Raw genomic sequence first — 13,660 nt, forward strand, 5'->3', positions numbered from 1 at the left:
CCGAACGGGGGGCCGGGTGCGGCACGGGTGCGCTCGCGCGTGGTCGGCGCGTTCTGCGACACAGCACGTGTCGATCGACACGCGCACCGTCGTCCCGTGCGCGTGCATCCAGTGCGTGCGCATCGTGCGACGTCCCGCACGTCGATCGACACGCGGAACGTCGCGGCCGCGCGTCAGGCGGAGGCGTCCAGGTACACGGACCCGCGCGGCTCGTCGGTCGCCGCGACCCGGCGGAGCGCGCCGAGGTGCTCCAGCGTCCGCCGTCGCTCCGTCTCGAGGTCGGCGGCGCGGTCACGCTGCGCGGCGAGCAGCCGGGAGGCACGCCCCACCAGGTCGCGCGGCACCGGTCCCAGCCCGGTCGGCTCGGTCCACGTCGTGGTCGCGTCGGCGGACAGGTCGCCTTCGAGCGCGTCGAGCGTCGTCACCCAGGCGTCGTGGGCCGCGGCCTCCTGCTCGTGCGCTGGTGCCGACCCGGGCGCGGGGGCGGGCGCGGGCGCGGGCGTCTCAGGCGACACCGAGCGCTCCCCCGGTGCCGGTCGACACGGTCTGCGCCGCCGGCAGTGCCGCGGCGGCCTCGTGCCACGACTGTCGGAGCGGTTCAAGGATCCGGATGCAGTCCCGCGTCGCCTGCACGTCACGGTGCACGTTCGCGGTGATGAGCGAGGTGGACGCGTAGTTGTAGATCGCCAGCAGTCCCTCGCCGCCGTCCCACACGTCGATGCGGAGCGTCGAGGACAGCTCGCCGACGATGGCCTGGGCGTGCAGGAGCTGCTCGCGCGCGGCCTCCCAGTCGGACGTCGTCTGCGCGGCCTCGGCACGGTGCAGGTCGAGGAGCAGGCGGTCGTACAGCATGGTCACGAGCTGCGCCGGCGTCGCCGAGAGCACGGCCTCGTTCGTGTACTGCGCGCGACGCTGGTCGGTCACGGTGCGGGGCTGGGCGGCCTGCCGGAAGGCGGCGGACTGCAGGTCGAAGGCGTTCATCGTCGTTCCCGTCAACTCGTCGACGTCGATGCCAGCTGGCTGGAGAGCCAGGAGGACTGGGACTGGAGCTTGCTGAGACTGGTCTCGAGGGCCGAGTACTGCGCCTGCAGCGTCGCGCGGCGCAGGGTCAGCCGGTCGGTCCAGTTGTCGATCTGGGTCGTGAGGTCCTTCGCCACGGACTGCTGCCCGGTGATGGACGTCGTGATCGACCCGTTGTACTTGTCGGACGCGGCCGTGGCGGCGGCCCCGACGTTCGCCGCGACGCCCGACAGGACCGCCTGGGTGCCCGCGGGGTCCGACGCGAGCGCGTTCTGGAACGCGGTGGCGTCGAAGGTGAACGAGCCGTCCTTCGTGATCACGATGCCGATGCTCGACGGCGACTTCCCGTTCACCGGCGCCGACATCGTCGCCGTCAGGCGCTGCACGACGTCGCGCGTGGTGCCGTCACCGCTGAGCACGCCCGCGGTCGTCGAGGTCGTCCCCGTGGTCGGGCTCGTCGTGCTCGTCACCGCGGTGTTCGACGCGTAGTACGAGGTCACGGCGTTCAGCGCGTCGACGAGCCCCGATGCCACCGACTGCGCCTTCGTCGTGTCGCGTGCCACGGTCACGGTGACCGGGTCGGCGGTGGGCTGGGACACGGTGACGTCGACACCGGGCAGCAGGTCCGTGAAGGTGTTCGACGCGCTCGTGATGGTCTGGGCGGCGGCGGTGCCGGCCCAGAGGGTCACGCTCGCGTCCTTCGCCGGCGTGACGACCGCTGCGCCCGGCTGGGCGAAGACGTCGGTCGCGGTGCCCGCCGTCACCTCGTCCCCGGTCCCCCGGTAGAGCGAGAAGGCACCGGCCGCGCCGGTCGTCGTGGCGGTGAGCTGCAGCCGGAACGTCTTGGTGCCGTCGGCGGCGCTGCCCGAGGCGACCTTCGTCGCGGTGACACCGGCGCCGGCCTTGTTGATCGCGGCGACGGTGTCGTCGAGGGACCCCGACGCCGGGGTGAACGTGGTCTGCTTGCCGTCCGCACCGACGAGGGTCAGCGGCTCGGCGGCGGACGACCACGTCGTCGACGCCGCGGTGACCGCGACCTGTGCGGAGGCCGTGGAACCGACCTGGAAGCTGAGGGAGCCGGCGCTCGCGTCCGCGCCCGTGGTGACGCTGACGCCCGCCGACGAGCTCTTCGCGGAGAAGACGTCGAGCGAGGCGGCCTTCGACGCGTCCCCGGCCTTCGTCGCCAGGGTCTGCACCAGCGAGTTGATGGTCTGCAGCGACGAGATGAACGAGTTCGTCGAGGTGAGCTTGCTCTTGAGCAGGGTCTGCGGGACCTGCTCGATCGTCATCAGCGAGTTGATGAGGTCGGTGGTCTTGAGACCGCTGACCAGGCCGTCGATCGCGAGACTGTTGCCCGACACGGACGACGTCGACATCGGTGGCTCCCTGCCGTGGGGTGGTGGACGTGGTGGGGGTACGGCGACGCCGCCGCCCGCGGGACTCGAACTCCCCCGGACGACGGCGTCAGGTCCGCTAGCGCAGGAGCGAGAGCACGCCCTGCGTGCTCTGGTTCGCCTGCGCGAGCATCGAGGTGCCGGCCTGGCTCAGGATGTTGTCGCGGGTGTACTTGACCATCTCCTGCGCCATGTCGACGTCGGTGATGCGCGAGCCGGCGGCCGTCAGGTTCTCCTTGGCCACGTTCGTCACGTTGATGGCGTGGTCGAAGCGGTTCTGGACCGCACCGAGGCTCGAACGAGCCGACGACACGGCGGAGATCTGCTGGTCGATCAGCTTGATCGCGGCCTGGGCGTGCTCGGCGGTGTCGAACTGCACACCACCGGTGACCGCGGTGCCCTCGACGGCAGCGCCGAGACCGTTGGCGGTCGCGTTGTCGGCCGTCTTCAGGGTGCCGCCGTCCTTCGCGCTGACGACGATGCCGGTGCCCTGGCCGTTCGCGTCCTTCTGCACGCTCACGGTGAAGTTGGCCGAGAACGCCTTGTCGCGCTGGAGTGCCGCGGCGTAGTCGTCGACGCTGGTGAAGTCGGCCGTCTGGGCCGTGCCGTCCGCCTTCGTGAGGGCCGCGGTGTTCACCGTGGTCTTCACGCCGTTGGCGTCCGTCGAGACGAACTTCGACGAGGCGGTCGGGTCGACGGCGGTCAGGTCGACCGTGAAGGAGCTGCCGGTCGCGGCGGTGGAGCCCGAACCGAGCGTCTTGGCGATGTCCGAGACGTTCGCCGCCGACAGGTCGACGACGATCTGGCTGCTCTTGTCGCCGTTGGCGCCGACCTGGAACGCCAGCTTGCCGGTGCCGCCGTTGGCGGAACCGTCGAGCAGGTTGATGCCGTTGAAGTTCGTCGACGACGAGATGCGGCCGAGTTCCTTCTGCAGCTCGCCGACCTCGGTGGAGATCGCCTTGCGCGAGGCGTCGTTGTTCGAGTCGTTGCCGGCCTGGACGGCCAGGTCACGCATGCGCTGGAGGATCGAGTGGGTCTCGGTGAGGCCACCTTCAGCGGTCTGCACGACGGAGATGCCGTCCTGCGAGTTGCGGGCCGCGACCGTGAGGCCACCGACCTGCGACTTGAGCCCCTCGGAGATCGACAGACCGGCAGCGTCGTCGGCAGCACGGTTGATGCGGAGACCGGTCGAGAGCTTCTCGAGGGACTTCGACAGGTCGTTCTGCGTGGAGCTGAGGTTCCGGTACGTGTTGAGTGCCGAGAGGTTGGTGTTGATGGACATACCCATGGTGGTTTCCTCCGTGAATCCTTGGGTGGTGGTGCCTGCCCGTCCATGGGCTGACATCCGGGACTCTCGGCCGTCGGGCCGAGGTCGTTAGGGGATCGGCGAGATTTCCCTCGCCGAAGGGCTAGCCCGCCGCGACGGCCGTCGGTGCGGCGGCGTCGTGCACGGCCCGCGCGACGCCGGCGGCGGCGTTCGCGGCGACCCGGGCGAGGTACGCGCTGCGTCGGGCGGCGGTGGTGCGGGAGACCGGCTCGACCGCGGTTCCGTCGCCGTAGTGCTCGGCCAGGCCGTCGCGCAGGAGCCGCATCGCCTCGGAGCGCTGCTGCGACACGGCGGAGTGCGTGATGCCCAGCTCCGCGGCGACATCGGTCACCGAGCGGTCGCCGAAGTACACGTTCTCGACGACGTACCGCATGCGCTCCGGCAGCGCGGCGACGGCGGCGCGCAGGTAGCGGCGCTTCTCGGCCTCGAGCAGGTCCTCACCGGGGAGCGGCTGGTCGGTCGCCACCGTGTCGTGCACGGTCTCGTCGATGGGGCTGACGGTGCGGGCGGCGTCGGCCATCGCGGCGGCGGCGGTGTCGCGGTCGACGCCCATGGCATCGGCGATCTCCTGCACGCCGACCGACCGACCGAGCCGGGCGGACAGCGCCTCCTGCGTGGCGAGGGTCTCGCGGATGCGCTTCCGGGTGCCTCGGGAGGCCCAGTCGGCGGAGCGCATGTCGTCGGCGATCGCGCCGTTGATCCGGGTGCGGGCGTAGGCGCCGAACGGCACGCCGAGGTCCGGGTCGAACGACTCCGCTGCGGCGACGAGCGCGAGGGACCCGACGGCGGCCAGGTCGTCGCGGTCGAGGTGGGTGGCACGCGCCCGGACGTCGGCGACGATGTAGCCGACGAGCGGCAGGTGCTCCACGATCATCGCGTTGCGTGCGTTGCGGTCCATGTGTGTTCCCCTGGTCGACCTGCTGACTGACCCGTCCGTGGGCACGACGGACACCGGCCCTCGGGAGGCCGGCGCGGTCGTCGAAGAACCACCCGGATCCTCCGGGCGGTGCGTTCCGCGTCCCTGCGACGCGGTGCGGGGTGTCCCCCGCGGTGCGGTTCGAATGTATCGGCTGGGAAAGTCCCCGGGGAGGCTGGGAACGTCCCCAGTGCGGGGGGACGACGGGCCGGAGCGGTCCGCACTTCGGCGGACATCCGCCCCGGAACCGCCGAGATTGTCCCCCGATCTGGGTCCGGTACGGCCGGACGGGAGGCGCGGCTCGGCCGGGTCCGGATCGGCGCGCTGTCCGGAAGCCGCTTACGTCGCGCCCCGCCGGACCGATAGTCGTCGGTGTCCACCGGAAGGCGGACCGGAACGACCCGAACGTCGCCGACACCGAACCCGTACCGGGAGGAGCCATGAGCGTGAACGACCTGTCCGCCGTCCTCTGGCGCGAGCGTGAACTGCTCGAACTGCTGACGTTCAAGCTCGAGGAGGAGCAGCTCCTGCTCGCCGCCGGCCGCTCCCGCTGGGTCTCGCACGCCAGCCGCGAGGTCGAGCAGGTCCTCGAGCGCCTCCGCAGCACCGGCCTCGAGCGGGCCGCGTCGAGCGCCGCCGTCGCCGAGGAGTGGGGCGTCGACCCCGCTGCTCCCCTGCGCGACGTCGTCGCCGCCGCGCCGAACGGCCCCTGGGGTGAGATCCTCGCCGCGCACCTGACGGCGATGGTCGAGCTGACCAGCCAGATCGGCGCGCTCCGCGACGAGAACGACCGCTTCCTCCGCACGGCCGCCCAGTCCACCGAGGAGACCCTCGCCGGGACCGTGACCGACGCCGCGACGTACGACGCATCGGGGACCTCCGGCTCCCGCGCCGACGGCGCCCGCCTGTTCGAAGGGACCCTGTAGCACCGTGGTGAGCACCTTCGGATCCCTCGCGACCGCCTACTCCGGCCTGACCGCCGCACGCGCCGGCATCGACGTCACCGGGCAGAACATCGCGAACGCCGGCACCGTCGGCTACACCCGCCAGCGCGTGACGCAGTCGTCCGTGCCCGCCGTGCAGACCGGGTTCGTCCGCGGCACCGCGGCCCTCGCCGGGCAGGGCGTGTCCGTCGACGGCATCGCGCGCCTCGGCTCCCTGACCCTCGACGCCGGGGTCCGGGCCGCGACCGGGTCGTCCTCGTGGGCGCAGACCCGGGCGACCGCGCTGTCCACGCTCGAGGACGGCCTGCAGGAGCCCGGGAAGAACGGCCTCGCCACGAAGCTCGACGGCTTCTGGTCGTCGTGGAGCGACCTGGCCGCGCACCCGGACGACCCCGGTGCCGCATCCGCCGTGATCGCCGCGGCGTCCACCGTCGCGAGCACCCTCGCGAGCGGTTCGCGGGCCGTCGACGACCAGTGGTCCACCGTCCGTGCCACCGCCGCCACCCAGGTCGGCCAGCTCAACGACACCGCCGCGCAGGTCGCCGACCTCAACGGGAGGATTCGGGCGACGCTCGCCGGCGGCGGGAACGCGAACGAGCTCCTCGACCAGCGCGACCAGCTGACGCAGCAGATCGCGGGCCTCGCCGGCGGCACCGTCCGCACGAACACCGACGGCACGGTCGACGTGCTGCTCGGCGGCAACCCGCTCGTGCAGGGCGACACCGTCCGCACCGTCGCCCTCGAGGGCGGCGCACGCCTCGCCGACGGGCAGCCCGTCACCCTGCGGTGGACCTCCGGCAGCGCCGGCACGGTCGGCCTCGACGGCGGGTCGATCGGCGGGGCGCTGACCCTGCTCGCACCGGCCTCCGGCGGCACGGGCGGCGCACTGGCCGAGGCGTCCGCGTCCTACGACCGGGTGGCGACGCAGCTGGCGTCGACCGTCAACGCGGCACACGCGCAGGGGACCACCCCCGGTGGCGCCACCGGAGCGCCGTTCTTCGCGCTCGCGACGGGGACCCCGGCCGCACGCGGCCTGTCGGTCGTCCCCACGGACGGCAGCGGCCTGGCGACGCGGAACGCGGCGGGGGAACTCGACGACTCGTTCGCCGATGCGCTCTCGCGACTCGGGTCGGTCGCCGGTGGTGCGGACAGCACCTGGGCGACGTTCGTGGCGGGGGTGGGCAGCGCCTCCCGGACGGCCGCATCGGAGACGACGCTGACCGGGCTCGCGCTCACCAGCGCCCGCACGCAGCAGCAGTCGGGTGCCGGCGTGGACCTCGACGAGGAGAACGTGAACCTGCTCAGCTACCAGCACGCCTACCAGGGCGCGGCGCGCGTCCTCACCGCGGTCGACGAGATGCTCGACACGCTCATCAACCGCGTCGGCATCGTCGGGAGGGGCTGACCGTGATCACTCGAGTGACCACCCAGATGACCATGGCGGCGGCCGGCGAGCGCCTGCAGGCGAACGCCGCGCGCGTCGCCGAGGCGACCCAGCGCGCCACCACGCTGCAGGCGATCGCGAAGCCCTCCGACGACCCGGTGGGCACCGGCGCCTCGATGCAGGTGCGGAAGGAGCAGGCGGCCGCCGCGCAGTACACGCGGAACGCGGACGACGCCGTCGGCTGGCTCGCCACGACCGACAGCACCCTCGGCAGCGCGTACTCCGTGCTGACGAAGGTCCGCGACCTCACCGTGCAGGCCGCGAACTCCGGCACGATGGGCGACACCGATCGCGACGCCTTCGTGACCCAGTTCCGTGCCCTCAAGGCCGATCTCGAGGCGACCGCCAACACGAAGTACGGCATGCGCTCCGTGTTCGCCGGGTCGTCCACGGCCGCTGCCGCGCACACCGACGACGCCGGATGGGCCGCCGCCACCACCGCGGTCACCCGCCGGGTGGGCGACGACCGGACCATCCGCGTCGACACCTCCGGCGCCGCGGCCTTCGGCACCGGGAACACCTCGGCCTTCGCGGCGATCGACCGCATCGTGGCGGACCTCCAGGACGGCGTGAACGTGAACCCCAGGCTGAACGACCTCGACACCGCGATCGACTCGGTCCGCGCCGCACAGGCCGACGTCGGGGTCCGGCACGCCGCCGCCCTCGCCGCACAGGACACGCTGAAGACCGCCTCGGTGTCGCTCGAGAACCGCCGCGCCGGGATCGAGGACCTCGACCTCGCCGGTGCCGTCCTCGACCTCCAGGTGCAGCAGACCACCTACCAGGCAGCCCTCGCCGTCACCGCGAAGGTCCTGCAGCCGACCCTGATGGACTACCTCCGATGAGCATCGACCTGACCTTCCCCGTCCCGCCGTTCGGGCTTTCGCCGGAACCCGTCTTCGCGCTCGCCCCGGTCGAGGGTGCCGAGGGGCTCTTCGCGCTCACCGGCGGCGACGCGCGGCTCTACCTGCTCGACGCGGCCGTGCACCTGCCCGACTACGCGCCGGAGCTGACGGACGAGCAGGCGACGACGATCGGGCTGACCGACGCCGCCGACGCGATGCTGCTCGTCGTGGCGAACCCCGGCGAGGACGGGACGACCGTGAACCTGCTCGCGCCCGTCGTGGTGAACGGCCGCACGGCGGTCGGCGCGCAGTTCATCCTCGAGGACCAGGACCTGCCGCTGCGCGCGGAGCTCGCCCGGCGGTAGCGCGCGGCGCGCGGCGCTCGGCGTCGCACGCGTTCTGCGACATCGCGCACGTCGATCGACACGTGCAACGTCGCTTCCTGCGTCCGCATCGGATGCGCGTGCATCGTTCGACATGCCGCGCGTCGATCGACGTGTGCCGTGTCGCATGATGCGCGGGCATCGGCAGCGCATCGTCCTGCACAGGACGCCGTTCGGTCATCGTTCCCCACCGGCACCGCCGTCGTCCTGCGGCGCCGCTCTCCCCGCCGCCAGGCTCGGAGCATGACCGAGGCAGACGACATCGACCTGGTGCGGACGGCGCACCTGCCCAGCGCGGAGCGACGCGCACTCGAACGAGCGACGGCGCGTGGCGAGTACGAACGGATCCGCCCCGGGGTCCTCGTCCGCCGCGGGAGCACCACCGGGCTGCGACCGGATCAACGGCACGTGCTGCTCGTCCGCGCCTCGCTCCCCCGGCTCCGCCCGCAGGACCGACTCAGCCACGAGTCCGCCTGTGCCGTGCTCGGCCTCCCCGTCGTGGGCAGCTGGCCGTCCCGCGTGCACGTGGCGGACCCGACGGCCGACGGGACGCGCGTGAGTGCGTGGTTCGTGCGGCACGGCGTCGCGAGGAGGCCGCCGTCCGGCCACCGGGACCACCGGGGACTCCCGACGACGTCCCCGGCGCGGACGGCGGTCGACATCGCCTCGAGCCGCCCGCTGCTGCTCGCACTGCCCGTGCTCGACCACGTCCTGCGGTGGCGGTGCGCCACGACCGAGGACCTCGGTCGTGAGGTCGCACTGCTCGGGCCGAAGGGTCGGTCGAAGGCGGCGTCCGCCGTGGCGATGGGGTCGCCGCGCTCGGACTCGCCGGCGGAGTCGATGTGCCGCGTGCGCTTCCGGCTGCTCGGGACGCCGGAGCCTGAGCAGCAGCACGTCTTCTCACGGCCCGGAGAGCGCACCGCCGTGGTCGACTTCTGGTTCCCCGACCACGGCGTCGTCGTCGAGGTGGACGGTCGCGCGAAGTACGGCACGGCCGCCGCCGACGTCGCCGCCGCGCACTGGCAGGAGAAGCAGCGCGAGGACTTCGTGCGCTCGTTCCCCGAGGTACGGACGGTCGTCCGGGTGGTCTGGACGGACCTCGTGGAACCGGAACGCCTGCGCGCGAAGCTCCTCCGGGCCGGGGTGCCGTGCTCGTGAGACCCGCACGCGCGGTGCCGCCGGCCGAGGATCCCGGAGGAGTTCCCACCGCCCGGGCGTACCGTCACCCGCATGGCCCGACAGCACAACGACGGGGCGATCGTGCCGATGCCGCCCGCCCCGGTCCAGTCCGACTCCCGCGACGACCGGACCCCCACGCCGGACGGTCCCGGCGGGTGGACGAAGATCCTCGACCGCGTCATCGCCGTCCAGCGCCCCGTGGTCGTCGCGCACGTGAACGCGCTGCGCCGCCGCCACCCGGACGCGAGCCCGGCCGAGATCGTCCAGATCCTCGAGCGGCAGTACCTGACCGCCGTCACGACGGGTGGCGCCGCCGTCGGTGCGAGCGCGGTGATCCCCGGCGTCGGCATGGTCGCGGCCCTGGGCCTGAGCGGTGCGGAGACCGTCGGGTTCCTCGAGACGACCGCCCTGTTCGCACAGTCCATCACCGAGGTGCACGGCATCGCCCTCGACGACCCGGAGCGGTCGCGCACGCTCGTGATGGCCCTGATCCTCGGCGCCCCGGGGACGCAGCTCGTGAAGCAGCTCGCCGGCCAGGCCGCCGGTGGCCCGGCACGGAACGCGTTCTGGGGCGAGATGGTGACCTCGACGCTGCCGAAGCAGGTGGTCAGCGGCATCGGGGGCAAGGTCCGCGACCAGTTCATCAAGCGCTTCGCCGCCCGCCAGGGTACGTCGGTGCTCGGTCGTGCGCTGCCGTTCGGGATCGGCGCCGCCGTCGGTGGGCTGGGCAACCACGCCCTCGGCAAGCGGGTCATCCAGGCGTCGCGCGAGGGCTTCGGCCTGCCGCCGCGGCACTTCACCGTCGTGCTCGAGGCGAAGCCGACGAAGGACCGGAAGGCGTCGGACAAGGCGGACAAGACGGACCAGGCGGACAAGCCGGACAAGTCGGGCGACCGCGAACGCCGTGCGCTGCCGTGGCGTCGGAAGGACCGCGACGACGAGGACCTCTGGGCGGAGACGCCGCGGCGCGACGACCGCGACTGACGACCGGCCGAGCCCAGCCGAGCGCAGCCCGGCCGAGCCCAGCCGAGCACAGCCCAGCCGAGTTCAGTCGAGCCCAGCCCGGCCGAGCCCCGCCCGACCGCACGCAGCCCGTCCCGACCCACCCGGGTGCGCGACGACGGACGGGAGGCGCGGTGCCAGCCGGCACCGCGCCTCCCGTCCGTCAACCGCTCACGCCGTCACGCACGCCGCTTCGGCGTCCGCACCACCTGCCCGGCGTGCGCGAACCCGCCCCCGAAGCCGAACAGCAGCGCCAGCGCGTCCTCGGGCAGCTCCCCGCGCTGCCACGCCTTCGACAGGCCGAGCGGCACGCTCGCCGCGGACGTGTTCCCCGACTCGACGACGTCCCGCACGACGTACTTGTCCGCTCCGCCGAGCGCCTCGGCCAACGGCTCGATGATCCGCAGGTTCGCCTGGTGGAAGGCGAAGACCTCGATGTCGTCCATCGTGAGCCCCGCGGCCTCGACGACCGCACGGGCGTGCCCCTCGGCCTCGGTGATGGCCCAGCGGTAGATCGAGCGCCCCTGCTGGGTGAAGTACTCCGGGTCGCGCGTGACGAGCACGGCCTCGTTGAGGTGCGGCACGCTCCCCCACGAGACCGGCCCGATCTCCGCGGTGTCGGCGACGCCGAGCACGGCCGCACCGGCTCCGTCGCCGACGAGCACGCAGGTCGAGCGGTCCGTCCAGTCGGCGATGCTCGACAGCGTCTCCGACCCGATCACGAGCGCGGTGTCGGTGGCGCCGACCCGGATCGACTGGTCGGCGAGGGCCATCGCGTACTCGAAGCCGCTGCACGCGGTGTTGATGTCGATGGGCGCGGGACCGTTCGTCATCCCGAGCGCGGCGGCGACCCGGCCGGCGGTGTACGGCGACCGCTCCCGGTGCGTCGTCGAGGCCACGATGACCAGTCCGATGTCCGACGGCTGAAGACCGGCGTCGGCGATCGCGTTGCGGCCGGCCTCGATCGCCAGGGACACGACGCTGTCGTCCGGCCCCGCGATGCGGCGGGTCTTGATGCCGGTGCGGGTGGTGATCCACTCGTCGTTCGTGTCGACCATGGTCGACAGCTCGTCGTTCGTCAGGACACGGGAGGGCTGGTGGTGGCCGAACCCGAGGATCCGGCTGCCACGGAGTGCTGGGGTGTTCATCCGCGGCACGCTACTCCCCCGACCGGACCGCTCATGCCGGGCACGGCATGCACCGGCTCACTTCCGCGCGGCCGCCGTCGCCCGGTCGTTCGCGTGCTTGATGGCCTGCACGAGCTCGTCCTTGTCCATCGTCGATCGCCCGTGCACGTCGAGCCGCTTCGCGACCTCCATGAGGTGTGCCTTGGTCGCGTTCGCATCGACACCGCCCTGGGTCTCCCCCGACCCGCGGGTGCCGGCTGCGCCGTCGTCGGACGGGCCGGAGGACTCCTTCTCCTCCCAGTGGTCACCGACCTTCTCGTACTCGTGCTTGACCGCGGCGAACGCCGTCCGGTGCGCTCGCTCGCCGGGGCCGTACGTCTCGTTCGCCGAGTCGAGCGTCTTCGCGAAGATCTCCTGCGCGTGCTCCGGCGACCGCTGCAGGGTGCTCGGGATCTCGTCCTTGGCCGGCATGGCGGCTCCTTCCGTCGGGACCTCCCGTTCTACGCCCCGCACGTGACCGGTACCCGCAGGGCCTGGTCCGCACACCGCGACGCGCGTAGACCGGGGTGATGGACTACACACACCTCGGACGGACAGGGTTGTCGGTGTCACGGGCGGTGCTCGGCACCATGAACTTCGGACCGGAGACCAGCGAGGACGACTCGCACGCGATCATGGACCGGGCGCACGAGCTCGGCGTGAACTTCTTCGACACCGCCAACGGCTACGGCGGCTCGGTTGGCAAGGGCGCCACCGAGGAGATCATCGGCCGCTGGTTCGCGAAGGGCGGCGGCCGGCGCGAGAAGACCGTGCTCGCCACGAAGGTCTACGGCGAGATGGTCGACTGGCCGAACGGTGGCAAGCTCAGCGCGCTGAACATCCGGCAGTCGCTCGACGCCAGCCTCCGCCGGCTGCAGACCGACCACGTCGACCTGTACCAGTTCCACCACGTCGACCGGGCGACCCCGTGGGACGAGATCTGGCAGGCGATCGACGTCGCGGTGCAGCAGGGCAAGGTCCTCTACGTCGGCTCCTCGAACTTCGCCGGGTGGCACATCGCCCAGGCGCAGGAGGCCGCCGCCCGTCGGGGCACGCTCGGCCTGGTCAGCGAGCAGTCGATCTACAACCTCGTCGTCCGCGACGTCGAGCGCGAGGTGCTGCCGGCCGCCCGCAAGTACGGCCTCGGCGTCATCCCGTGGTCGCCCCTGCAGGGCGGCCTGCTCGGTGGCGTCATCGAGAAGACCGAGAACGGGTCCCGCCGCCTCTCCGGCCGCAGCGCCGAGTACGTCGAGGGCCACCGCGACCAGCTCACCGCCTACGAGTCGTTCGCGAAGGAGCTCGGCCACACCCCGGGCGAGCTCGCCCTGGCGTGGCTGCTGCACCAGCCGGGCGTCACCGCGCCGATCACCGGCCCGCGCACCATGGAGCAGTGGGAGTCGGCGGTCCGCGCCGTCGACATCCGTCTCGACGAGGCGGCGCTGGCGCGCCTCGACGAGATCTTCCCGGGGCACCAGACCTCGCCGGAGGACTACGCCTGGTGAGTCGCTGACGCGACCGTCGGACGGGAGGCGCGGTGCGGGTCGGACCCGCACCGCGCCTCCCGTCCGTCCAGGCTCCACGTCGTCATCGACGACGGGACCAGCTCACTTCTCCGGATGCTCTGACGATCACGGCGACGAGGTCGTGCAGGCCCGTCGCAGTCGCGGCACCGACCACCTCGATCCAGGTGCCCCCGTCCGACTCGGTGGTCCGCACGAGCTCCGACGTCGACACGTCACGCGCAGCGAGGTACGTCACGACCCCCAGTTCGATCGACAGCTCCAGATCGAGGAACACGTCCTCCGCCTCCGCCAGGAAGACACCCGCCGTGTCCGGCTCCCAGATGGCGACGAGTTCCCGGAGGACGATCCACCACCCGTCCCGAGAGTGTGGCGCCAGGGGCGGTCTCGAGACGGACGGAGTACCCGTCCTGCGGGAGCGGAGCGCCGTCCTCGTTCCGCGCGACACCCAGCTCGAGGGCCGAGACCAGTGCCGTGTCTGCCAGGTCCGGCACGGTCCCGAGCGCGTTCCCGTCGGGGT

General features: G+C 72.5%; 15 protein-coding genes. 7 read left to right on the forward strand and 8 right to left on the reverse strand.

Going from position 1 to position 13,660, the window contains the following annotated elements; all coding sequences use genetic code 11:
* Positions 1 to 173 precede the first annotated feature (173 nt).
* The 5 genes from H7A69_RS09015 to H7A69_RS09035 form a co-directional block, all read right to left on the reverse strand.
* A complete protein-coding gene (locus H7A69_RS09015; RefSeq protein ID WP_182046731.1) occupies positions 174 to 515 on the reverse strand; it encodes a hypothetical protein in 342 nt (113 codons plus the stop codon).
* Positions 505 to 981 carry a flagellar export chaperone FliS gene (gene fliS, locus H7A69_RS09020; RefSeq protein WP_259346157.1) on the reverse strand — a complete coding sequence of 159 codons (477 nt, stop codon included), beginning with the start codon at positions 979 to 981 and terminating at the stop codon, positions 505 to 507. The genes H7A69_RS09015 and fliS overlap by 11 nt, the downstream gene beginning before the upstream one ends.
* An 11-nt stretch (positions 982 to 992) precedes the next feature.
* Entirely contained in the window at positions 993 to 2,396 is a 1,404-nt protein-coding gene (gene fliD / locus H7A69_RS09025; RefSeq protein WP_182046732.1) for a flagellar filament capping protein FliD, read from the reverse strand.
* A 97-nt stretch (positions 2,397 to 2,493) separates the two neighbouring features.
* Positions 2,494 to 3,702: a flagellin gene (locus H7A69_RS09030; protein ID WP_182046733.1), complete on the reverse strand. Its 1,209-nt coding sequence runs from the start codon at positions 3,700 to 3,702 to the stop codon at positions 2,494 to 2,496.
* A 121-nt stretch (positions 3,703 to 3,823) separates the two neighbouring features.
* A complete protein-coding gene (locus H7A69_RS09035; RefSeq protein ID WP_182046734.1) occupies positions 3,824 to 4,639 on the reverse strand; it encodes a sigma-70 family RNA polymerase sigma factor in 816 nt (271 codons plus the stop codon).
* 458 nt (positions 4,640 to 5,097) lie between these two features.
* Between H7A69_RS09035 and H7A69_RS09040 the strand changes: the two genes are divergently transcribed.
* From H7A69_RS09040 to H7A69_RS09065, 6 genes are all read left to right on the forward strand, one after another.
* Positions 5,098 to 5,583, forward strand: coding sequence for a flagellar protein FlgN (locus H7A69_RS09040; RefSeq protein ID WP_182046735.1), 486 nt, complete (start codon positions 5,098 to 5,100; stop codon positions 5,581 to 5,583).
* A gap of 7 nt (positions 5,584 to 5,590) precedes the next feature.
* Positions 5,591 to 7,006, forward strand: coding sequence for a flagellar hook-associated protein FlgK (gene flgK / locus H7A69_RS09045; protein WP_182046736.1), 1,416 nt, complete (start codon positions 5,591 to 5,593; stop codon positions 7,004 to 7,006).
* A gap of 2 nt (positions 7,007 to 7,008) precedes the next feature.
* On the forward strand, positions 7,009 to 7,890 hold the full coding sequence (locus H7A69_RS09050; protein ID WP_182046737.1) for a flagellin: 882 nt from the start codon (positions 7,009 to 7,011) through the stop codon (positions 7,888 to 7,890).
* Positions 7,887 to 8,255, forward strand: a complete 369-nt coding sequence (gene fliW, locus H7A69_RS09055) for a flagellar assembly protein FliW (protein WP_182046738.1) — start codon at positions 7,887 to 7,889, stop codon at positions 8,253 to 8,255. Before H7A69_RS09050 ends, fliW begins: the two co-directional genes overlap by 4 nt.
* Before the next feature lie 261 nt (positions 8,256 to 8,516).
* Entirely contained in the window at positions 8,517 to 9,431 is a 915-nt protein-coding gene (locus H7A69_RS09060; protein WP_182046739.1) for a hypothetical protein, read from the forward strand.
* Between the two features lie 72 nt (positions 9,432 to 9,503).
* Positions 9,504 to 10,436, forward strand: coding sequence for a hypothetical protein (locus H7A69_RS09065; protein ID WP_182046740.1), 933 nt, complete (start codon positions 9,504 to 9,506; stop codon positions 10,434 to 10,436).
* A 197-nt stretch (positions 10,437 to 10,633) separates the two neighbouring features.
* Here the strand turns inward: H7A69_RS09065 and H7A69_RS09070 are convergent, their stop codons facing one another.
* Positions 10,634 to 11,602 carry a beta-ketoacyl-ACP synthase III gene (locus H7A69_RS09070; protein WP_069710998.1) on the reverse strand — a complete coding sequence of 323 codons (969 nt, stop codon included), beginning with the start codon at positions 11,600 to 11,602 and terminating at the stop codon, positions 10,634 to 10,636.
* A gap of 57 nt (positions 11,603 to 11,659) precedes the next feature.
* The gene (locus H7A69_RS09075) at positions 11,660 to 12,052 is read right to left on the reverse strand and encodes a ChaB family protein (RefSeq protein WP_069710999.1); all 393 of its coding nucleotides are present in this window, start codon (positions 12,050 to 12,052) and stop codon (positions 11,660 to 11,662) included.
* A 98-nt stretch (positions 12,053 to 12,150) separates the two neighbouring features.
* Here H7A69_RS09075 and H7A69_RS09080 point away from each other — a divergent pair, with 98 nt between their 5' ends.
* Positions 12,151 to 13,122 carry an aldo/keto reductase gene (locus H7A69_RS09080; RefSeq protein ID WP_182046741.1) on the forward strand — a complete coding sequence of 324 codons (972 nt, stop codon included), beginning with the start codon at positions 12,151 to 12,153 and terminating at the stop codon, positions 13,120 to 13,122.
* Positions 13,123 to 13,204: 82 nt separating this feature from the next.
* Here H7A69_RS09080 and H7A69_RS09085 read toward each other — a convergent pair whose 3' ends face one another.
* Complete coding sequence (locus tag H7A69_RS09085) at positions 13,205 to 13,417, reverse strand: hypothetical protein (protein WP_182046742.1); 213 nt, start codon at positions 13,415 to 13,417, stop codon at positions 13,205 to 13,207.
* Between the last annotated feature and the right edge of the window lie 243 nt (positions 13,418 to 13,660).

Origin of the sequence: Curtobacterium sp. ME26 (assembly GCF_903970945.1) — a bacterium.
Lineage (GTDB): Bacteria > Actinomycetota > Actinomycetes > Actinomycetales > Microbacteriaceae > Curtobacterium > Curtobacterium citri.